Source organism: Brachybacterium sp. NPDC056505 (genome assembly GCF_042794925.1).
Taxonomy (GTDB): domain Bacteria; phylum Actinomycetota; class Actinomycetes; order Actinomycetales; family Dermabacteraceae; genus Brachybacterium; species Brachybacterium kimchii.
On record NZ_JBHTSV010000020.1, the window covers coordinates 17,880 to 38,620 of the forward strand.

Below are 20,741 nucleotides of genomic sequence, written 5' to 3' on the forward strand. Positions count from 1 at the left end.
TCGCGCCCACGCCGTCGGCACGCTATCGTCACCGGCGCGGCAGGACATCAGACGTCTGATGACAGAGGTGGTCCCGCCGTGCACGATCAGCGTCGATCGCCCCGTGCGGCACGGGGCCCGAGACCCTGGAGGGATTCCGTGGAGACCACCGGACTGGGCGCCCTGAACTGGGCGGTCATCATCATCTATCTGCTCGCGATGCTGGGCGTGGGCGTGTACTTCACGCGCCGCGCCTCCAAGAGCACCGACTCCTACTTCCGCGCCCAGGGGCGGATCCCGGCGTGGGCGGCGGGCTTCAGCATCTACGCGACCACGCTCTCGGCGATCACCTACATGTCCACGCCCGAGCAGGCGTACCTCAGCGACTGGTCGTACGCCGCCGGCAACCTCGCGATCTTCGCGATCGTGCCGGTCCTGATCTGGTTCTACATCCCGTTCTTCCGCAAGCTCAACGTGGTCACGGCGTACGACTACCTCGAGGAGCGCTTCAGCCCGGCGATGCGCCTGATCGGCTCGCTGATGTTCGTGCTCTTCCACATCGGCCGGATCGCGGTCGTCATCTACCTGCCCACGCTCGCGATCTCCTCGGTCACCGAGATCAACCCGGTGCTGGTGGCGGCCCTCGTCGGCATGCTCTCGATCATCTACACGTTCCTGGGCGGCATCGAGGGCGTGATCTGGGCCGACGTCATCCAGGGGATCATCCTGCTGCTGGGCGCCGTCGTGATCATCGGCTGCGGCCTGTTCTCGATCGACGGCGGCCTCGGGACCGTGGCGAGCGACGCCGTCGCGGACGACAAGCTGATCTCCGGCAAGGACTGGGACCTGGGCGGGATGCTGGGCGCCTCGATCCCGATCATCTTCATCGGCTCGGTGTTCACGAACCTCTACCAGTACACGGGCAGCCAGGACGTGGTCCAGCGGTACCAGACCACCGCGAGCAGCCGGGAGACGGCCCGTTCACTGCTGACCAACGGCGTGCTCTCGCTCGTCACGATCCCGCTGTTCTACGGCATGGGCACCCTGCTGTACAGCTACTTCAAGCACACGAGCCCGCTGCCGGACTCGGTGAACACCTCCGCGATCGTCCCCTACTTCGTGGTGCACGTGCTGCCCGCCGGCGTCTCGGGCGTGGTGCTCGCGGCGATCTTCGCGGCGGCCCAGTCCACGCTGTCCTCCTCGCTCAACTCGATCTCGGCCTGCCTCACGGTCGACGTGTGGGACCGCTTCCTGGTGCGCCGCGGTGCGAGGAGGTCGTCCGTCGGCCTCGCCCGCGCCATCATCATCGTCGCCGGGATCATCGGCACGGGCGCGGCGCTCTACCTCGCGAGCACCGATCAGGCGGAGACCTGGAACCTGTTCCTCTCGATCCTGGGGCTGTTCGGCACCCCGATCGCCGCGGTCTTCGCCCTGGGCATCTTCACCCGGCGCGCGAACGCCGTGGGCGTCATCGCGGGACTGGTCGTCGGCTCGATCGCCGCCTGGATCGTCCAGGACTCGGGCTCGACCCCGTTCATGGTCGCGTGCTTCGCCTTCGTGGGCACCGTGGTCGTGGGCTACCTGGTCTCGCTCGTCTGGAGGGCGATCCGCCCCGGCGGCGGCGACGGGCACGACATCCGGCCGCTCACCATCTTCGGCACCAGGAGCACCTACGTGCGCCGCACCCAGGACGCGAGAGGGTGAGGCGCGAGAGGGTGAGGCGCGAGAGGGTGAGGCGGCAGCGCGAGGGCGCGAGGGCGCAGCTGGGGGCCGACGGGTCCTGCTGACCTCGTCCGCGCCGGCGGCGGGGCCGATAGCGTGATCCGGTGAGCCCTCACCGGATCCCCCGCCCCAGCAACATCGAGGTGCGCGGCGCGCGCGTGCACAACCTCCGGGACGTCGACGTCGACGTGCCGCTGGACTCCCTGGTCGCGATCGCCGGGGTCTCGGGCTCCGGCAAGTCCTCCCTCGCCCTCGGCGTGCTCTACGCGGAGGGGTCGCGCCGGTACGTCGAAGCGCTCTCGACCTACACCCGTCGGCGCATGTCCCAGGCCCCGCGCGCCGCGGTCGACTCCGTGACCCACGTGCCCGCGGCGCTCGCCCTGCGCCAGCGGCCGGCGGTGCCCGGAGTGCGCTCGACCTTCGGGACCTCCACCGAGCTGCTGAACGTGCTGCGGCTGATGTTCTCGCGCCTGGCCTCGCACCTGTGCCCGAACGGCCACCGGGTCCCGCCGACGATCGACGTCGCCGCCGAGGTCCCGTTCTCCTGCCCCGTCTGCGGCACCGCGGTGCACGCCCCGGGCGCGGAGTCGCTCGCCTTCAACTCCGAGGGCGCGTGCCCGCGCTGCGAGGGCATCGGCACGGTCCGCGAGGTCGACGACGCGGCGCTCGTGCCCGACCCCACCAAGACCCTCGACGAGGGAGCCGTCGCCCCCTGGCAGATGTTCGGCTTCAACGTCCAGCCCGACATCGCCCGCGAGTTCGGGGTGCGCACGGACGTGCCCTTCCGGGATCTCACCGAGGGCGAGCGCGAGATCGTGCTGGACGGCCCCGAGGAGAAGAAGCACATCACGGTGACGTCGAAGAAGGGCGTGCACGACCTCGACTTCACGTTCCGCAACGCCCGCCTCACCGTCACCGAGGAGCTGCGCCGCGCCGACACGGAGAAGCGCCTGGCCCGCGTGAGCCGCTTCCTCGTGGAGACCGTGTGTCCCGACTGCGAGGGGACGCGTCTGTCCCCCGCCGCGCGCGCTCCCCGCATCGGCGAGCTCGATCTCGCCGACGCCACCGCCCTCACCCTGGACGGCCTCCTGGCCTGGGCCCCGACCGTGACCGACCCGCTGCCCTCCGACATGCATCCGATGGCCCGCGAGCTCGTCTCCCAGCTCACGGGCATGGCCGACCGGCTCGTGCAGCTGGGCCTCGGCTACCTCTCCCTGGACCGCGCGGGCTCCTCGCTCTCCACGGGCGAGCGCCAACGCGTCCAGCTCGCCAGGGCGGTGCGCAACCGCACCACGGGCGTGCTCTACGTGCTCGACGAGCCCAGCATCGGGCTGCACCCCTCGAACATCGACGGACTGCTCGCGCTGATCGGGGACCTCCTGGCGGACGGCAACTCCGTGCTCCTCGTCGACCACGACGTGCAGGTGCTGCGCGAGGCGGACCACCTGATCGAGATCGGGCCGGGGTCCGGTCGCGAGGGCGGCGAGATCACCGCGAGCGGGAGCATCCGGCAGGTGATCGACTCCGGGGCCTCCCGCCTCGCCGGCTTCCTCGACGGCAGCGCCGACGTGGTGATCCGCGAGCAGGCGTCCCCCGCGGAGACGTTCGCCCGGGGGACCATCGCCATGACCACGAGCGCCCTGCACACGGTGCAGCCGCTGTCGGTGCGCATCCCGCTCGGCCGGCTCACCGCGGTCACCGGGGTCTCGGGCTCTGGCAAGACCACGATGGTGCTCGAATCCCTGGTCCCCGCGCTGCGGGCGGCGACGACGAGCGGGGCCGGCCTCCCCGGCCACGTGCGCACGCTGGATGCCGCCGGGATCCGCCGCGTCCACCAGATCGACGCGACCCCGATCGGCGTGAACATCCGCTCGACCGTCGCCACCTACAGCGGGGTCCTGGACGACCTGCGCCGCGCCTTCGCGCGCACCGCCGAGGCGAAGGAGGCGGGCCTGGGCGCGGGCGACTTCTCGTACAACACGGGGTCGCTGCGCTGCCCGCGCTGCGAGGGCACCGGGCGCGTGGTCCTGGACGTGCAGTTCCTGCCCGACGTCGACATCGACTGCCCGGAGTGCGAGGGCACACGGTACGCGCCGGCGGCGGAGTCCTATCCTCGCGCCGGGGTCTCCCTCCCCCGCCTGATGGGCCTCACGGTCCGGGAGGCGATCGAGGCGGTGGGCGACATCCCCGCGGTGCGCAGGCGCCTGCAGGCCCTCATCGACCTGGGTCTGGGGTACCTGACACTCGGCGAGGACACCCCAGCGCTCTCCGGCGGCGAGGCGCAGCGTCTCAAGCTCTCGGCGCACATCGACCGCGGGCAGACCGACGCCCTCTTCGTGTTCGACGAGCCCAGCGTCGGCCTGCATCCTCTGGACGTGCGCACTCTGCTGCACGTGCTCGACCGCCTGGTGGGCAACGGCGCGACCGTGGTGGTGATCGAGCACGACCTCGACATGATCGCCAACGCCGATCACGTGATCGACATGGGGCCCGGCGGCGGAGCGGCCGGCGGCAGGATCGTCGCGACCGGCGCCCCGCAGGAGCTGGCCGAGGATCCCGGCACCGCGACCGGTCGCTTCCTGCGCTCGCACCTGGAGCACCGAGCCGGCACGGGCGGCTGACGCGGCTCCCCGGGTGACTGCCGCGTCACGCCGCGGGAGCGCGCGGGCCCTCGCGGACCCGCACGGACGGTCGGATTCCGGACATCTCGCCCTCGCCAGCTCCTCCGGCGCCACGGGCGCGCCGGTCGAGGAGTACAGTCCCGGCCGTGTCGAATTCACCGGAGAATGCAAGCGGCCCCGTCCCGGATCCCACAGGGCGCCCCGATCATGCCTCGACCCCCGACGGGGCGCCGCCCGGAGGCGGCGTGCTGGCCGCACTCGACGCGCGGGACGTCAAGGGCCTCTACCTGTACCTCGCGGTGCTCGCGACGATCGGCGGGTTCCTCTTCGGCTTCGACTCCTCGAACATCGGCTCCGCGCTCGTGTTCCTGCCCTTCGACCTGGGGTCCTGGGGCACGGGCATCACCGTCGCCGGCGCCTCCCTCGGATCCTTCGTGGGCGCGCTGCTCGCGGGCCCGCTGACGGACCGCTTCGGCCGCAAGTCGCTGCTGCTCGTGGACTCCGCGCTGTTCGCGGTGGGCTCGATCATCTCGGCGCTCGCCCCGGAGGCGACCACCCTGATCATCGGCCGCATCATCATCGGCCTGGCGATCGGCGCGGACTCCGCGATCGCGACCGCCTACATCGCCGAGTTCGCCCCGAAGAAGCGCCGCGGCTCCCTCGCCGTCATCCAGCAGTGGATGATCACGATCGGCATCCTCGGCGCGTACGTCATCGCCGTGCTGCTGCTCAAGGCGTTCCCCGACTCCGCGGTCACCGTGGACTGGCGGATCATGCTGGGCGTCGGCTTCATCCCCGCGATCCTCTCGCTGCTGCTGCGCGCTCGGATGCCCGAGTCCCCGCGCTGGCTGCTCGAGCGCGGGCGCGAGTCCGACGTGCTGACCGCCATGCGCAAGCTCGACATCCAGACCACCGCCGAGCAGGTCCACGCGGAGGCCCTCGCCGTCCAGGAGCGCGTGCGCCGCCTGGCGAACACGACCCTGTGGACGCCCGCCGTGCGGCGCGCCCTGGTCGTGGTCTGCGTGTTCTTCGTCTTCCAGCAGATCACCGGCATCAACGTCGCCTTCTACTACGGTCCCGAGCTGCTGGGCCCGTACTTCGGCACCGACGCCGGGAACCCCGTCGACGCCGAGATCGCCGGCGTGATGGCCGCGGGAGTGCTCGCGATCGTCAACGTGCTGGCGACCTACTTCGCCTTCCGCTGGATCGACAAGCTGGGCCGTCGCAAGCTCTCCATCGGCGGCTTCGGCTTCATGATCGTCTTCCTCGTGATCGGCGCGATCGGCAACGCGACCCTCACAGGCACCGCGCAGCTGGTGGTCCTCATGATCACCTTCGCGCTGTTCATCTCGAGCTTCGCGATCGGCGTGGGCGGCACCGGATGGCTGCTGCAGGGCGAGATCTTCCCGACCGCCGTGCGCGGGCGCGCCGCCGCGATCGCGGCCGCCGTCAACTGGCTCGCGAACTTCGTGCTGGTCGTGGCGTTCCCGCCGCTGCGCGACGGCCTGGGCCTCAGCTGGGTGATGATCATCTTCGCGGTGCTGTGCCTGCTGGGCGTCCTGTTCGTGCACCGCTTCCTGCCGGAGACCAACGGCAAGGGGGCCGACGAGTCGATCCTCCTGTTCGAGGGCCCCGTCAATCGCGAGGATCCCTCGCAGCCGTCGACGGCGCCGGCCGCGCTGCGCTGAGGCGCGGCACGGGCCGGCCCCGCGGGCGAGCCTCCCCGGCAGCGGGCGCCGCCGGCAGCAGGCATCACCGCCGGCACGACGGCCCCGCCGGGGATCAGCCCAGCAGGCGCTCGAGCACGCGCACCACGCCGTGCTCGGCGTTGCTGGGCGCGGCGTACCTCGCGGCGGCGGTGATGCGCGGGTGGGCGTTGGCCATCGCGAACGACCACTCGGCGACGTCGTACATGGCGAGATCGTTGAGGTAGTCGCCGAACACGGCGGTCTGCGCGGCCGTGATCCCGAGCGCCGCCTGGAGCGCGAGGATCCCGCGGCCCTTGTCCGCCTCGGGATTCATGACATCGATCCAGTGCGCGCCCGAGACGACCACCTGGTGGGTCTCGGCCAGGTCGGAGAACTCGGCGGAGGTGGCCTCGGCGTCGGCGAAGTCATGGATCGCGAGCTTGAGAACGTCGCCCTGCACGTCGTCGAGATCGGGGACGATCTCGAGCCGGTGGTAGTACTTCCGGGCCTCGGCGAGGAATGCCTCGTCGTCCCGCTCGACGTACGCGGTCTCGACCCCGCAGACCACGAGGCCGAGGTCCAGGCCGCCCGCGACGAGCTCCCGCACGCGGGCGATGACGCGCGCGGCCGTCGGCGCGTCGACCGTCGTGGTCGCGACGACCTCTCCGTCGTGGACGACGAGCGTCCCGTTCTCGGCGACGTAGGTCTCGATGCCCGGAGCGGTGCCGTTCTCGGCGCCGAAGGTCGCGCGCAGCGTCGCGAGCTGGCGTCCGCTCGCGGGCACGAACTCGATGCCCGCCGCCCGCATGCGCTCCTGCAGCGCCCAGAAGTCGCCGGGCACCTCGCCCTCGGGCGTCAGCAGCGTGCCGTCCATGTCGGCGACGACAAGGCGGATGTCGTGCGGGCCGTCCTGGATCTCGGACCAGGGCTGGGCGGGCGAGGTGGCGGCAGTGGGAGTGCTAGGCACGGGATCGCTTTCTGCGGAGGCCGGAAGTGCATTCACGGAGTCGACCTCCGCTGTTCAGACCGTAGAGGACCCTCGCTGGGTGCCGCAGCAGTCTCCCGCCCACCTCACAGGGCGTTCGCCGGCTCGCGACCGCTCACGAGGTCGATGATCGCCTGGGCATTCGCCTTCGAGATCGCGCCGTAGGCCTCCCTCGACTCCGCGGCCATGTGGTTGGTCGCCAGCACGCGCGAGTGGCGCGTGAGCGGGTGTCCAGCGGGCAGCGGCTCCGTGGAGAAGACATCCAATGCGGCTCCGGCGAGCTCTCCGCTCTCGAGCGCGGCCAGCAGGGCGTCCTCGTTCACGAGGGCGCCCCGCGCCGTGTTGACCAGGACGGCGCCGTCCCGCAGGGAGCGCAGGAAGCCCGCATCGACTGTGCCCACGGTCTGCGGCAGGACAGGCAGGTGAAGGGAGAGGACCTCGCTGCGCGCCAGGAGCTCCTCGCGGGCCACGAGCTCGACCCCCAGTCGACGGGCGGACTCCTCATCCGGGAACGGATCGTGTGCGATCACTGTCCCGCCGAAGGCGACGAGCTTCTGCGCCACGAGTTGCGCGATCCTGCCGAAGCCCAGCAGACCGACGGTCAGCGCGGAAATCTCCCGGCCGGGGAATCGGCTCCAGTCCCCCTCGTTCGCGGCGCGCTGGCCCTGAGCAAGGTTCCGCAGTGCGGCGATCATCAGGCCCACCGTGAACTCGGAGACGGCGCCCGCGTTCCCGCCTGGGACGTTGGTCACGACTATGCCCCGCGCCCGCGCGGACTCGAGATCGATGTTGTCGACCCCGACGCCCTGCTTGCACAGGATCCGCAGCGAGGGCAGGGCATCCATCTGCGTGTCAGTCCACTCCTCGAGTCCGACCACGGCGGCGACCGCCTCGGCACCCAGGGTGCGGACCTCGTGCTCCGTCAGCGGGCGGTCGTGGGGATTGAGGACGATCCGGAACCCTGCGTCTGCGAGCGCGCGGGCACCCTCGGCGGAGACGTTCTCGTAATCGGAGGGGCAGGCCAGGACGATGGGGGCTGTGCTCATGGGGTGAAGGCTCCTTCGTAGACGGTGCGCCCTTGGACTGTCACCGCCCCGGGCCCCGGTCAGGAACCATCGGAGTGTGCCCAGACCTGTTCGAGCGCAGTGATGATGCGTCGACGCGAGCCGTCGAGGTGCTTCTCGAGCACGTCGACGGCTCGGCGCTCATCTCCCGAGGCGATGACCTCTAGAAGAGTCGAATGGTCCACGACGACGGGCTCGAGGTCGCCGTCGATGCTGTTGGTGATGGCGAGGATGCAGGCGAAGAGCGGCTCGATCTGCTCCCACAGCGCGAGCAGTCGCCGATTTCCCGAGGTCTCGTAGAGGGCGCGATGGAAGGCGAGGTCGCTCGTCGCGAAAGCGTCGACGTCGCCGGTGCTGCCCCGCATGGTCTCCACACTCCGATGCAGCGGGCCCAAGCCGCCCTCCGCTCGGGCGCGGCACACCTCGGTGACCGCGACGGTCTCCAGGCCGCGGCGGACGGCATACAGGTCGCGAATCCCGTCGGGCCCCAGCCCGATGACCCGAAGACCTCTGCGTCCCACCGGCTCGATCAGCTGCTCGATCGAGAGGATGCGCAGTGCATCTCGCACGGGTCCGCGGCTGACGTCGAACTCCTCTGCGACTCGGTCCTCCACGAGGTGCGTCCCTGCAGGGATGCTCCCTCGCACGATCCGATCTCTCAACGTCTCGGCGAGCCGAACTCCGATGGGGACGCTGCGCAGCCGGTTCTGGTGCATGGGTGCCTCTCCGCTCGACGGTCCGGACTACCGTAGCCCGTCGCACGAAGGCATCATCACCGGCCCTGCCCTCTCGCCCAGGCCTCCGCGTCACGAGAGCCGCGAGAACGACCTGACGAGGTCGGCGAGCTCCGGCTCGGGTCGGTCCAGGGCCATACGGCTGGTCCCGGCGTCGACGCCGCGCGCCGCCAGCCCCGCCTTCATCCGCTCCGGGTCGCCCCGGATCAGTTCGACAGCACGGTCGACGCCGGACTGCAACGACTTCAGCTCGTCGTCAGCGGCGCCCGCGGAGAGCGCCTCCGCGACGGCCACGAACGGTTCGGGCAGCACCGAGGCGACGCCGGAGATCACACCGTCGATCCCACGCGAGGTCACGCGCGCGATCTCAGCGTCCGATCCGGTCAGCAGCTGGAAGTCCGCCGGAACGGACTTGCGCAGGGAGGCGACGTGCTCGAGCGTCTCTCCGCTGACCTTCGCACCGATGATCCCGGGAATCTGTGCGATCTGGGCGAGCTGATCACTTCCGACTGCGTTCCCCGTCCTCGCCGTGAAGAGGTAGGCGAAGACATCGAGTCCCTCGGCGGCGGCCGCCGCCTCGCGGAAGAAGTCGACGACGGCCGTCGTGCTCGCGGGCAGATAGTAGGGAGTCAGGACCGCGACGGCGCGTGCACCGGCGCCACGGGCGTCATCGATCAATTCGCGGACCTGGTGGATGCTCGGTGCTCCCACGTGCACCACCACCCGGCGGTCCGCGAGCACCTCGAGGCTCAGTCCGGCGAGCGATCGGCGCTCCTCGCGGGAGAGCGAAGGAAACTCGCCCGTCGTTCCCAGGACGAAGGAGCCGTCGACGCCGGAGTCCCGGATGAACTCCAAGATCCTGCGCGAGGCATCGAGGTCGACGGCACCGTCGGCGGTGAAGCCCACCGGGGCGGCCGTGAGGATGGTCGGTCGGGTCGTGGTCATGGAGTCTCCTCAGATGTGGACGTGGAGGGGTCGGTTCCGCGCTCGAGTGCCTCGAGCGCGCGGCGGGTCTCGCCGGGAAGCGTCACCGTGCCGTCGGCACGCCGCCGAGCTTTTCGCTCGACGTCGCCGGGAACGAGCGCACCGTCGGCACGGATCGCACCCGAGAGGCGCGTGGTGCGTTCGGCATACTCGTCACCGCGATCGCTGAATGCGGCGACGTCGAGCGCGATGATCGTGACGCCCCCGGTGCGGCGCCCGCCCTCGTCCGCACCGCGGACCTGAGCGAGGCCGTTCAGCTGCGGTGCGGCGGCATCGGCCTGGGCGAGACCCCCGAGCAGCGCTGCGGACAGAGCGAGGCCGTATCCCTTGTGACCGGACCCGGGGCCCCCGAGCGGAGTCAGCGTGCCACCGTCGAGGAAGTCCTGCGGAGACATGGATGGCGCGCCGTGGCGGTCCAGGAGCGCGCCCTCCGGGACGTCCTCGCCGCGTGCGAGGGCTGCGTGGACTTTGCCCTCGGGAATCACGGACATCGCGGCATCGAAGATGATCGGCGCGTCCGCACCGGGGTAACCCATCGCCCACGGATTGGTGTTGAGGAAGGGAAAGCCGGTGGAGCTCCCGAAAGGAGCCATGGAGCCGATGCCGGGGCCAGCTGCCGCAGCGACGATGATCGAGACGAGTCCAAGGTCGGCGAGCCGCTCCGCGTACTCGCCGAGGCGGCCGATGTGGGTCGCATCCCGGATGGCGACGGTGGCGACTCCGTGCTCACGTGCGGACCGGGCGGCGACGTCGACGGCCGTGGCCGCCGAGAAGTGCCCGAAGCCATGGTGCGCATCGAGGACCGTTGCTGCTCCCGACCGGTTGACGACTGTGGGGCGACCCGCTGGATCGATGCTGCCCTCATCGATTTCCCTCGCGTACTGCGCCATGCGCAGGACGCCGTGGCTCGCGTGGCCGGACTGCTCCGCGCTCACCAGGTGGAGGGAGACCTCGGCGGCGACGTCTGCCGGGCTCCCGAGGTTCTCGAGTATTCGTCGCAAACGGTCCTGGAGCTCATCGACATCCAGTTCCACGGCCCGGCGGTCGTCGTCCGTCATGCGCCCACGGCCTGCGGCGAGGTCGAGCGCAGCGGCTCGATCTTCGGCATCACGAACGCATAGTTTGCGGCCCCGAGCAGGGCGACGACTCCTGCGATGACCAACGGGATCGCGAAGGACGACGTCACACCGGTGATCACACCGATCAGGATCGGCGAGACGATGCCCGCGCAGTTGCTCGCGGCGTTCTGGATTCCTCCCAGTGAACCCACATGAGCGTTGACCGGGGCGACGTCGGCGGGCAGACACCATACCGAGGCTGCCGCGAAGGTCGAGGAGAAGTAGGACAGCGAGAGCGCGAGCAGCGCGGTCGACACCGTCGGTGACAGCACCGCGAGCATGATCACCGAGGTGCCCAGCAGCCCACCGACGAGGCAGATCTTGCGAGCGCGGCTCACCGGCACCCCTCGTCGGACGAGTCGATCGGAGACGAGCCCGCCGGTCCATCCGCCGAGCATCGATGCGATCCCGGGGATCATTCCGATGAAACCGAACTTCAGCAGGCTGAGGTCGTAGGTGCGCACAAGATACGTGGGGAACCAGGTGATGAAGAAGTAGGCCACGAAGTTGATGCAGAAGAAGCCGATCATCATCGACCAGACCATCCGGTGGCGGAAAAGAGAGCGCCAGGGCACGGTCTGCTGGGAATCAGCATCCCTGTTGGCCTCCTCCTGGTCGGCTTCGATGTACTCGAGCTCCTCGCGGCGCAGCCAGCGCGAGGCTCGCGGATCGCGGTACAGGAACCACCAGGCGATCGCGTACATGATCGCGACCGCACCCGTCACGTAGAAGGCGCTGCGCCAACCCGCCCACGTGATCAGCAGGGCGACGAGCGGGATGCACAGCGTGGACCCGATCGGGTTGCCGTTGTTGAAGGTCGCGGAGGCAAAACTCCGCTCTGAGCGGGGGAACCACCGGGACACCACTTGGGCCGAGGCAGGGAATGCAGGGCTCTCGCCGATACCGAGGATCAGGCGCAGCACGATCAGGGAGACGAGACCCCAGGCGAACCCCATCAGTACGGTCACGAGGCCGAAGCAGAGCGCGGACGCACCGATCATCACGCGGGGCCCGATGCGTCCGGCCAGATAGCCGCTGGGCAGTTGGAATGTCGCGTAGGTCCAGAAGAAAGCAGACAGCGCGACGCCCGTTGCAGCCTCTGCCAACCCCAGGTCGTGCTGGATGTCAGGGAGGGCGACGCTGATCGTCGCTCGATCCAGGTAGTTCACCGAGACGCCGAGCGTCACGAGAGCGAGCACCGCATATCGGTATACGCCGGCTTTCGGGCGCCCCGCTCGGCGCGCACCGCGCGCATCGTCTTCCGTGGCCACGGATGCCATACCGGTCACTCCCTTGTTCGTCGGTACCCCGTTCGTTAACGGTAAACGGTAGACGGTGAGTGTGCAAGAGGCACCGGACGCACCGCGGCCCCCGCACCGGTGGGTGCGGGGGCCGCGCTCGTGCACCGGGTCGGTGCGGAGGTCGCCGTGTGCTCAGAGCACCTTGGCCAGGAAGTCCTTGAGCCGCTCGCTCTGCGGATCGCCGAAGATCTCCTCGGGCGTCCCGGCCTCGACGATCACGCCGCCGTCCATGAAGATCGTGCGGTTGGAGACCTCGCGGGCGAAGCCCATCTCGTGGGTCACCAGGATCATGGTCATCCCGTTCTCCGCGAGGTCGCGGATCACCTGGAGCACCTCGCCCACCATCTCGGGGTCGAGCGCGCTCGTGGCCTCGTCGAAGAGCATCACCTCGGGCTCCATGGCGAGCGCTCGCGCGATCGCGACGCGCTGCTTCTGCCCGCCGGAGAGCGAGGCCGGCTTGGCGTCGGCCTTCTCGGCGAGCCCCACCCGGTCCAGGAGGGTGCGGGCGCGCTGCTCGGCCTCCTTCGCGGAGCACTTGGCCAGCTGGATCGGCGCGAGGGTGATGTTCTCGAGGACGGTCATGTGCGGGAAGAGGTTGAAGTGCTGGAAGACCATGCCGATCCTCTGGCGCACCTCGTCGATCTTCACCTTCCGCCCCGAGAGGTCGGCGCCGTCGATCACGATCGACCCGCCCGTGGGGTCCTCGAGACGGTTCAGGCAGCGCAGGAAGGTGGACTTGCCCGACCCCGAGGGGCCGATGATCGCGACCACCTCGCGCTCCTTCACCGTGAGGTCGATGCCGGTGAGCACCTCGTTGTCGCCGAAGCTCTTGCGCAGCCCCTCGACGACGATCTTCTCGGGACGCTCGCCCGGATCCTTCGTCGCGCCGGAGGCACCCGCGCCGTCGCGGGCGCCCGTCTGCCCGCTCGGACTCGTCTGCTCGCTCATACCGCGTACTTCCTCTCGAGTCGCTGCGACAGCAGGGTGAGCACCGTGATCACCGCGAAGTACAGGAACGCCACCACGACCAGCACCTGCGAGGACATGTAGGTCGTCGCGATGATCTGCCGGGACTGGTAGGTGAGCTCTGCGAGCCCGATGACGCTCAGCAGCGAGGTGTCCTTCAGCGTGATGATGCCCTGGTTCACGAAGGTCGGGATCATGATCCGGAAGGCCTGCGGGAGCACGACCTTCTGCATGGTCTTGCGGTGGCCCAGGCCCAGCGATCGGGCGGCCTCCGTCTGCCCGGAGTCGACGGCCTGGATGCCGCCGCGGATGATCTCGGTCATGTAGGCGCCGGTGTTGAGCGTCAGCGTGATCGCACCGGCGACGAACGGCCCCATCTTGAGCTCGGGGAACATCTGCGGGATCGCGAAGAAGATGAAGAACGCCTGCACCAGGATCGGTGTCCCGCGGAAGACGTACACGTAGGCGGTCGCGACCCAGCGGAAGGGAGCGAAGCGCGCGAGGCGGGCGAAGCCGAAGATGATGCCGAGCACGAAGGCCAGCACGAGCGCGACCACGGTGGACAGGAACGTGAGCCAGACGCCGTTCAGCAGCTGCGGCCAGTAGTCCGTGATCACCGTGAGCACGGAGCGGTCGGGCTTCTGCGCCTGCTCGCCGCCGCCGTCGCTGCCCTGGGCACCGACGTACTTCTCGACGATCTTGTCGTACTCGCCGCTCTTCTTGAGGTTCTTCAGCCCCGCGTTGAACTTCTCGCGGAACTCCGCGTTCTTGCCCTTGTTCACGGCGGCGCCGAAGTCGCCGCCGCCCTGCGGGTCACCGACCTGCTTGAAGCCGGATCCCTGGGTGATGCCGTAGGCGATCACCGGGTAGTCGTCGAAGTAGCCGACCGCGTGCCCGGACTTCACCGCGTCGACCACGTCGGTGGTCTCCTGGTAGGTGTCGACCGTGTAGCCGTACTTGTCCTTGTTCTCCTCGGCGAAGTCCTTGCCGGTGGTGCCGTTCTTCACCGCGACCGTCTCGCCCTTCAGCTCGTCGAGGGAAGAGATGTCGCTGCTCTCGGGCACCGCGAACTGCACGCCGCCCACGAAGTAGGTGTCAGTGAAGTCGAAGGATTCCTTGCGCTCGTCCGTGATGGTCATGCCCGCCATCACGGCGTCGACCTGGTTCGAGGACAGCGCCTGGACCGCCGCGTCGAAGCCGAGCGGGCGGATCTCGACCTCGAAACCCTGGTCCTTCGCGATCGCGTGGAGCAGGTCGATGTCGATGCCCTCGAGGTCGCCGTCGGAGCCGGTGTACTCGAAGGGCGCGTAGGTGGTGTCGGTGCCGACGACGTACTTCTCCTTCGGCTCCGCGTGGGCGGGCTGCGCGCTCACCGCGGCGGTGAGCGCGGCCATGAGCAGGACCGCGAGCAGTGCGATCCAGCGCAGCGCGGGGGGCCGGGCTCCGGCGGGCGGAGGCGCGAGGGCGGCCGACGCGGTGCGCGGCGGAGCCGCTTCGGGTGACGCAGGCGGGATGCCTGGGGCGGGCGGGGAAAGGGGCGACACCGGTTCCTCCTCGGACCTCGCTGCGCCGCCCGGGCATCGGTGCCCCGTGGGGGCCCGCACGACTGCGAGCCCGACGAAGGCGGCACGTGCGATGTTGTCGTGACGTGTCGTACAGCACGTGCACCATAGCAAGGCGTGCGCAGGAACCCTTTCGCAGGATCCCTCGGAGGGATCAGGACTCCCAGCGCACCTCGGCGGCGTCCTTGTCGGGACGCCACCCCCTCCACACGGGCTGGCGCAGCCTGTCGTCGGGGGTGCGCTCGGCATGGCGCACCTCGCCCACGAGGTCGGCGCGCACCCAGTGGGCGTCGCGGGCGTCGGCACTCGGGACGCCGCCCACCGGCGGCGTCTTCCGCGCGCGCGAGCGGAGGCGCTCTCGCGCGTGCTCGAGGTCGTCCTCGCTGAACCCGGTGCCCACGCGACCGACGTAGTGCAGATTCCCGTCCTCGTCCGGGACGGCCAGCAGCAGGGAGCCGATCCCGCCTGCGCGTGCGCCCCGGCCTTCGCGCCACCCCACGACGACGACCTCCTGGTGATGGGCGTTCTTGATCTTGATCCAGGTGCGGGCACGGCGCCCGGGCTGGTAGACGCTCGATTCCTTCTTCGCCATCACGCCCTCGAGCTGGAGCTCCTGGGAGACGGCGATCGCGTGGTCGACGTCCCCATGGTCCGCGTGCGGGAGCTTCACGTGCTCGGTGGGGTCGACGGCCGCGAAGAGGGCCTCGCGCCGTTCCCTGTACGGCGTGCGCAGCAGCGACCTGCCGTCGGCCTCGAGCAGGTCGAAGACCATCAGGTGGACCTCCGTCTCCTTCTGCGCCCGCTCCACGTCGCGCCGGGACGTCAGTCCCAGACGTCGCTGGAGGCGCGAGAACGAGGGCCGGTCATGGGAGTCCAGGGCGACGATCTCACCGTCCAGGACGATGCGTCCCGTCCCGGAGCCGGCGCCGCCCACCGCGTCGGCCAGCTCCCCGAGCTCGGGGAAGGCGGCGGTGACGTCCTTGCCGCCGCGGCTGGTCAGGCGCACACCGGTCGGGGTGATCGTGGCGGTCGCGCGCACACCGTCCCATTTCATCTCGAAGGCCCAGTCGTCCTCGTCGATGTCCTCGCGCGCGCCGAGCGTCGCGAGCATCGGGCTGATCCGCTCGTCGGCGTCGGTCTCCTCGTGGGCACCGGCCGATCCCTCCTCGGGCTGGTCCTTCATGAGGTGCAGGAGCCAGTCGGCCTTCGCCTTCTCCTTCGCGGCCGCGGTCCTGGCACCGCGGCCCATGCCTCCCGTGTGGATGAACGCGAAGCGGCGCGGCACGCCTCCGAGCCCTCCGTCCTCGCGTCCGCGGCAGACGGCGATGACCTCGCGCCCCTCGCGCCACTTCTCGATCTCGACGAGGCCGCTGTCCCAGATGGTCACCTCTCCCCCGCCGTACTCGTCCTCCGGGATGCTCCCCTCGAACGTGCCGTACTCGAGCGGATGGTCCTCCGTCTGCACCGCCAGCCGATTCACGTCCGCCTCGAGCGGCGGTCCCTTGGGGACGGCCCAGGAGACGAGCACCCCGTCGTGCTGGAGCCGGAAGTCCCAGTGCAGGCTCGAGGCGTGGTGCTCCTGGATCACGAACATCGGGTCCTCCGCCTCGAGCGCGCGCCGCGCGGCATCGGCCCGCCCCTGCGGCCCTTCCCCTGCCGCGTCGGGGACGGGCTCCGGGGTGCGGCGCACGTCGCGCTTGGAGCGGTAGGTGCGCAGCCGATCGTCCGCGGCCCCGGCCGACGCCTCGTCGTCGGCCGACGCCTCTCCACCGGCCGACGAGTCGTGCTGCTCGAGGCCGAGCGCCGCGAGGGGATCGGTGCCGTCCTCGATGCGCGCGAGGACCTCCTCGAAGCCGAGCTGGGCGAGCGAGGAGTCCTCGATCTCGTCCCAGGTGCGGGGCGCGGCGACCGTGGGACGCTCCCTGCCGCGCAGGGAGTACGGGCACACCGTGGTCTTGTGCCCGTTGTTCTGCGACCAGTCGACCAGGACCTTCCCTCGGCGCAGGGATCTCTTCATGTCGCTGACCACATGGTCGGGGTGCTCGTCCTCGAGGACTCGCGCGAGACGGTGCGCGACCTCGGCGACCTCGTCGGCGGCGGAGGTCCCGTCCAGCGGGGCGTAGAGGTGGATCCCCTTCGAGCCGGAGGTCACGGGATAGGAGTCGAGTCCCATCTCGTCCAGGAGCTCGCGGCACCACAGCGCCACCTGGGCGCAGTCGCCGACATCGGCGCCCTCTCCCGGATCGAGATCGAGCACGAGCCGGTCGGGGCGGGCCGGCTCGCCCTCGGCGTCGAACCGCCACTGGGGGGTGTGGATCTCGAGGGCCGCGAGCTGGGCGAGCCACACCAGCACGGCCGGCTCGTCCACCAGGGGGTAGGTGGAGATGCCGTCGTGGTGCTCGAGGTCCGCTCGCGGCACCCAGTCGGGCGCGGAGTCCTCGAGGTCCTTGCGGAAGAAGACCTTGCCCGGATTCTCAGCGGTGCCGACCCCGTCGACCCATCGCTTCCGCGTCGCCGGTCGACGGGCGGCCTGCGGCACCATCACCCCGGCGGCACGCCGGTAGTAGTCGATGACCTCGCCCTTGGTGGTCCCGGTCGAGGGATACATGACCTTGTCGAGGTGCGTGAGCCGCAGCGTGCGGCCGTCGACCTCCACCTTCTGCTCTCGTGCGGACTTCTGCTCCCGTGCCGACATGGCTCCACTGTTGCGCGGATCACCCGCCCTGTCACGGGCGAGCCCGGCCGCCGCTGCGCGAGGGGCCTCTGGCCGTGGGCGCCCGGGAGTGCTGTGATGGTGCGATGCGCGCGATATGGAGCGGTGAGATCACGTTCGGGCTCGTGAACGTGCCGGTGAAGCTGTACAGCGCCACCCGGTCGCACGACGTCTCCTTCCATCAGGTGCACGACGAGGACGACGGGCGCATCAGGTACGAGCGGCGCTGCGAGGTCTGCGGCCGTGTGATCGACTACGACCACATCGAGAAGGCCTATGCGGAGGGCGACAAGACCGTCGTCCTCACCGACGAGGAGCTCGATGCCCTCCCGGCGGAGGAGGACGACGAGATCGACGTCGTGCAGTTCATCCCGCGGGAGCAGGTCGATCCGCTCCTGCTGGGCACGGCCTACGTGCTCGAGCCGGTCGGCAGATCGCCGAAGTCGTACCTGCTGCTGCGCCGGACGCTCGAGCACAGCGAGCGCACCGCGATCGTCACCTTCACGCTGCGCACGAAGACGCGCCTGGGGGTGCTGCGCTCCCGCGGGCGCCTGCTGACGCTCCAGACCATGCGCTGGCCCGAGGACGTGCAGGACATGGACTTCCCCGCCGCCCGCAAACGGCCGAAGATCTCCGAGAAGGAGCTGGACATGGCCGGTGCTCTCGTCGACCAGTTCAGCGGCGACTTCGACCCCGAGAAGTACTCCGACGAGTACCAGGAGCAGCTGCACGAGCTCATCGAGGACAAGCTCGAGCAGGGGGAGTCCGTGGACACCGACGAGACCTTCGGCCGCGAGCGGGAGGAGCACGCCGAGAAGGAGCAGGGCGGCAAGGTCATCAGCCTGATGGACGCGCTCGAGCGCAGCCTCCAGAAGCGCGGGTCCACGGGATCGGAGGGCTCGTCGTCGGGAGCGAAGAAGTCCACCGGCGGAACGAAGAAGTCCACTGGCGGTTCGAAGAAGCCCGCCGGGGCCTCGAAGAAGTCCGCCGCAGGGTCGAAGAAGCCCGCAGGTGGATCGAAAAAGTCGGCAGGGACGTCGAAGACGTCCTCCTCGAAGAGCGCATCGGCCTCCGGGAAGAAACGGAAGTCCTCGTGATCGGTGGCGCGGTGCGCCACGCGAGGAACCCCACATTCTTCAACCCCTGCGCTCTGCTTATGGCACCCATAAGCTAAGTTCGGAGAACACGATCACTGCCGCCCCGGCACGTCCGGGCGCGGGCAGGCGCATCCACGCACCGATCGTGTGCGCGTGGACCGGGGCGTCCGCAGATGACGCGGGATGTCCGTGATCCACCGCGCGACCCGAGGGAGGGCTAGCGTCGGCCCACCCGTTGCTCCGGCAGGTCCAGAGCTCGACGTCCAGGAGGCCCGATGTCCGACCCCGCATTCCCGACCGCATCCGCGGCCCCGTCCCTGCCCGTGGTGCCGGCCGCTCCGGCGGTCCACGTGCTGCACGACAACCCGGAGTGGATCGCCCCGTTCACCGCGGCCTTCGAGGCCGTCGGCGTGCCGCTGATCGAGTGGCCGCTCGACGGCGGGGTGCTCGATCTCGACGCCGAACCTCCTCAGGGCGTGTTCTGGTCCCGTCTGAGCGCCTCGTCCCATACCCGCGGCGCCCCGCACGCGAAGGACGTCGCGCGCGGCGCCCTCACCTGGCTCGAGTCCTGGGGGCGGCGGGTGGTGGGAGGCTCCCGCGTCGCCGACCTCGAGGTCTCGAAGATCCAGCAGCACGCGGCGCTGCGCCACGCGGGCTTCGACGTGCCGCGCACGATCGCCGTGCACGACCGCGGCTCGCTCGCCGATGCCGCACGCACCCTTCCCACACCCTTCATCACCAAGCACGACCAGGGCGGCAAGGGCCTGGGGGTGCGCCGCTTCGAGGACCACGAGTCCTTCGAGGAGTACGTGCGGAGCGCGGACTTCGAGGAGAGCGCCGACGGCATCACCCTGCTGCAGGAGCTGCTGGTGGCCCCCGAGCCCGTGATCACGCGCGCGGAGTTCGTTGGCGGCCGCTTCGTGTACGCGGTGCGCGTGGACACCTCCGGCGGATTCGAGCTCTGCCCGGCCGACGCCTGCGCCCTGCCCGGGACCCCGACGCCCCCGAGCTTCCGGCTCGATCGGTCGATCACCGCGAGCACGCCCCTGATCCGGCGCTACGAGGAGCTGCTGGCGGACCTCGGGATCGAGATCGCGGGCATCGAGTTCCTCACCACGACCGATGGCCGCACCGTCACCTACGACCTCAACACGAACTCCAACTACAACGCGGAGGTCGAGCGCGAAGCGCCGACGCCCGCGGTGCGGCAGGTCGCGCGCTGGTTCGGGGAGCTCCTGGACGCCGAGCGCGGCACGGTGCCGCTGGACGTCGTGCGGGGCGCCGCATGAGCGCCGCACCCAGGACCGCCGCGCGGACCGCATCCGGGCCCGCCGCCACCGCGGCCTTCACCGAGGAGTGGACCGCCTGGCACGAGGCGCACGAGAGCTCGCGCACGGAGCCGCTCGGGATCCTCGCCGCCACCGGGCTGCACTGGCTGGGCCGCACGCGACTGCGCGCGCCCGGCGTCCCGGGCGCCTGGTCCGTCGGCCCCCAGGGCCCGCTGGTCGAGCTCGCCGAGGGCGAGGTCCTCACGGCAGGGGACGAGGAGCTGCGCGGCACCCGGCAGCTCGCACCGCTCATGCACGACGGCACCGTCCTGCTGCGCTTCGTCGATCGGTCGGCGGGCCAGGGCGACGGCGGCGCGGGCGGCGGGGACGCGGGCGCCGAGGGCGTCGACGGGCTCGCGGAGGTCTCGCGGCGCGGCAGTGGCGTCATGCTGCGACCCCGCCGCGCGGACAGCCCCTACCTCGCCTCCTTCACCGGGACGAAGGCCTATCCGGCCGACCCGCAGTGGGCGATCGACGCTCGCTTCGTCGCCGATCCTGCGCCCACCGCACGCCGGGTCGAGGCCGTGCTGCCGGGCATCCAGCACACCTTCTCGAGCCCGGGCCGTCTCGAGTTCGAGCGCGACGGGCGCACCCACCGCCTCACGGCCTTCGCGGGCGCGGACGGCTCGCTGACTGTCCTGTTCCGCGACGCGACCAGCGGGATCACGACCTATGCGGCGAGCAGATCCCTCACGGTCCCCGCCCCATCGGCCGACGGCTCCGCGGTGATCGACTTCAATCGCGCGGTGAACCTCCCGTGCGCCTACACCGATTTCTCGACCTGCCCGGTGCCTCCGCGGGAGAACACGCTCCCCTTCTGCGTGGACGCCGGGGAGAAGGTGCCCGCCGCCCGCGCGAGCGCAGCGTGAGCGAGCCGTC

General features: G+C 70.4%; 15 protein-coding genes. 6 read left to right on the plus strand and 9 right to left on the minus strand.

What is annotated here, in order from left to right; translation table 11 throughout:
* Positions 1-138: 138 nt before the first annotated feature.
* From ACFQ53_RS11195 to ACFQ53_RS11205, 3 genes are all read left to right on the plus strand, one after another.
* A complete protein-coding gene (locus tag ACFQ53_RS11195) occupies positions 139-1,683 on the plus strand; it encodes a sodium:solute symporter (protein ID WP_377859587.1) in 1,545 nt (514 codons plus the stop codon).
* A 122-nt stretch (positions 1,684-1,805) separates the two neighbouring features.
* Positions 1,806-4,322 (plus strand): excinuclease ABC subunit UvrA, encoded by a 2,517-nt coding sequence (locus tag ACFQ53_RS11200; RefSeq protein WP_377859590.1) that lies wholly within the window; start codon positions 1,806-1,808, stop codon positions 4,320-4,322.
* A 245-nt stretch (positions 4,323-4,567) separates the two neighbouring features.
* Positions 4,568-6,010: a sugar porter family MFS transporter gene (locus tag ACFQ53_RS11205; RefSeq protein ID WP_377859593.1), complete on the plus strand. Its 1,443-nt coding sequence runs from the start codon at positions 4,568-4,570 to the stop codon at positions 6,008-6,010.
* Positions 6,011-6,104: 94 nt separating this feature from the next.
* Here ACFQ53_RS11205 and ACFQ53_RS11210 read toward each other — a convergent pair whose 3' ends face one another.
* The 9 genes from ACFQ53_RS11210 to ACFQ53_RS11250 all read right to left on the minus strand — a co-directional run bounded on the left by ACFQ53_RS11210 (position 6,105) and on the right by ACFQ53_RS11250 (position 17,419).
* Positions 6,105-6,977 carry a Cof-type HAD-IIB family hydrolase gene (locus ACFQ53_RS11210; RefSeq protein ID WP_377859595.1) on the minus strand — a complete coding sequence of 291 codons (873 nt, stop codon included), beginning with the start codon at positions 6,975-6,977 and terminating at the stop codon, positions 6,105-6,107.
* A gap of 104 nt (positions 6,978-7,081) precedes the next feature.
* Entirely contained in the window at positions 7,082-8,041 is a 960-nt protein-coding gene (locus ACFQ53_RS11215) for a phosphoglycerate dehydrogenase (protein WP_377859598.1), read from the minus strand.
* Positions 8,042-8,100: 59 nt separating this feature from the next.
* Positions 8,101-8,775 carry a GntR family transcriptional regulator gene (locus tag ACFQ53_RS11220; protein WP_377859601.1) on the minus strand — a complete coding sequence of 225 codons (675 nt, stop codon included), beginning with the start codon at positions 8,773-8,775 and terminating at the stop codon, positions 8,101-8,103.
* Between the two features lie 90 nt (positions 8,776-8,865).
* Positions 8,866-9,738 (minus strand): dihydrodipicolinate synthase family protein, encoded by an 873-nt coding sequence (locus ACFQ53_RS11225; RefSeq protein ID WP_377859604.1) that lies wholly within the window; start codon positions 9,736-9,738, stop codon positions 8,866-8,868.
* Positions 9,735-10,835, minus strand: coding sequence for an Ldh family oxidoreductase (locus ACFQ53_RS11230; protein ID WP_377859607.1), 1,101 nt, complete (start codon positions 10,833-10,835; stop codon positions 9,735-9,737). Before ACFQ53_RS11230 ends, ACFQ53_RS11225 begins: the two co-directional genes overlap by 4 nt.
* Positions 10,832-12,094: an MFS transporter gene (locus ACFQ53_RS11235; RefSeq protein ID WP_377859609.1), complete on the minus strand. Its 1,263-nt coding sequence runs from the start codon at positions 12,092-12,094 to the stop codon at positions 10,832-10,834. Before ACFQ53_RS11235 ends, ACFQ53_RS11230 begins: the two co-directional genes overlap by 4 nt.
* A 234-nt stretch (positions 12,095-12,328) precedes the next feature.
* The gene (locus ACFQ53_RS11240; RefSeq protein WP_377859612.1) at positions 12,329-13,144 is read right to left on the minus strand and encodes an amino acid ABC transporter ATP-binding protein; all 816 of its coding nucleotides are present in this window, start codon (positions 13,142-13,144) and stop codon (positions 12,329-12,331) included.
* Positions 13,141-14,706 carry an amino acid ABC transporter substrate-binding protein/permease gene (locus ACFQ53_RS11245; RefSeq protein WP_377859615.1) on the minus strand — a complete coding sequence of 522 codons (1,566 nt, stop codon included), beginning with the start codon at positions 14,704-14,706 and terminating at the stop codon, positions 13,141-13,143. The genes ACFQ53_RS11240 and ACFQ53_RS11245 overlap by 4 nt, the downstream gene beginning before the upstream one ends.
* Before the next feature lie 172 nt (positions 14,707-14,878).
* Complete coding sequence (locus ACFQ53_RS11250; protein ID WP_377859618.1) at positions 14,879-17,419, minus strand: ATP-dependent DNA ligase; 2,541 nt, start codon at positions 17,417-17,419, stop codon at positions 14,879-14,881.
* A 104-nt stretch (positions 17,420-17,523) separates the two neighbouring features.
* On the opposite strand from ACFQ53_RS11250, the gene ACFQ53_RS11255 reads away from it, so the two are divergent.
* The 3 genes from ACFQ53_RS11255 (at position 17,524) to ACFQ53_RS11265 (ending at position 20,731) form a co-directional block, all read left to right on the plus strand.
* Positions 17,524-18,534 (plus strand): Ku protein, encoded by a 1,011-nt coding sequence (locus tag ACFQ53_RS11255; RefSeq protein ID WP_377859621.1) that lies wholly within the window; start codon positions 17,524-17,526, stop codon positions 18,532-18,534.
* A 275-nt stretch (positions 18,535-18,809) separates the two neighbouring features.
* Positions 18,810-19,823 carry a RimK family alpha-L-glutamate ligase gene (locus ACFQ53_RS11260; RefSeq protein ID WP_377859624.1) on the plus strand — a complete coding sequence of 338 codons (1,014 nt, stop codon included), beginning with the start codon at positions 18,810-18,812 and terminating at the stop codon, positions 19,821-19,823.
* Positions 19,820-20,731, plus strand: a complete 912-nt coding sequence (locus ACFQ53_RS11265; RefSeq protein WP_377859627.1) for a DUF1684 domain-containing protein — start codon at positions 19,820-19,822, stop codon at positions 20,729-20,731. Before ACFQ53_RS11260 ends, ACFQ53_RS11265 begins: the two co-directional genes overlap by 4 nt.
* The last annotated feature ends 10 nt before the right edge of the window (positions 20,732-20,741 follow it).

What these genes read in the sequence shown, in the direction of transcription:
- ACFQ53_RS11215 (WP_377859598.1), bottom strand. Translation starts at nt 8,041, where the DNA reads ATGAGCACAGCCCCCATCGTCCTGGCCTGCCCCTCCGATTACGAGAAC.
- ACFQ53_RS11220 (WP_377859601.1), bottom strand. Translation starts at nt 8,775, where the DNA reads ATGCACCAGAACCGGCTGCGCAGCGTCCCCATCGGAGTTCGGCTCGCC.
- ACFQ53_RS11225 (WP_377859604.1), bottom strand. Translation starts at nt 9,738, where the DNA reads ATGACCACGACCCGACCGACCATCCTCACGGCCGCCCCGGTGGGCTTC.
- ACFQ53_RS11230 (WP_377859607.1), bottom strand. Translation starts at nt 10,835, where the DNA reads ATGACGGACGACGACCGCCGGGCCGTGGAACTGGATGTCGATGAGCTC.
- ACFQ53_RS11240 (WP_377859612.1), bottom strand. Translation starts at nt 13,144, where the DNA reads ATGAGCGAGCAGACGAGTCCGAGCGGGCAGACGGGCGCCCGCGACGGC.
- ACFQ53_RS11250 (WP_377859618.1), bottom strand. Translation starts at nt 17,419, where the DNA reads ATGTCGGCACGGGAGCAGAAGTCCGCACGAGAGCAGAAGGTGGAGGTC.
- ACFQ53_RS11255 (WP_377859621.1), top strand. Translation starts at nt 17,524, where the DNA reads ATGCGCGCGATATGGAGCGGTGAGATCACGTTCGGGCTCGTGAACGTG.
- ACFQ53_RS11260 (WP_377859624.1), top strand. Translation starts at nt 18,810, where the DNA reads ATGTCCGACCCCGCATTCCCGACCGCATCCGCGGCCCCGTCCCTGCCC.
- ACFQ53_RS11265 (WP_377859627.1), top strand. Translation starts at nt 19,820, where the DNA reads ATGAGCGCCGCACCCAGGACCGCCGCGCGGACCGCATCCGGGCCCGCC.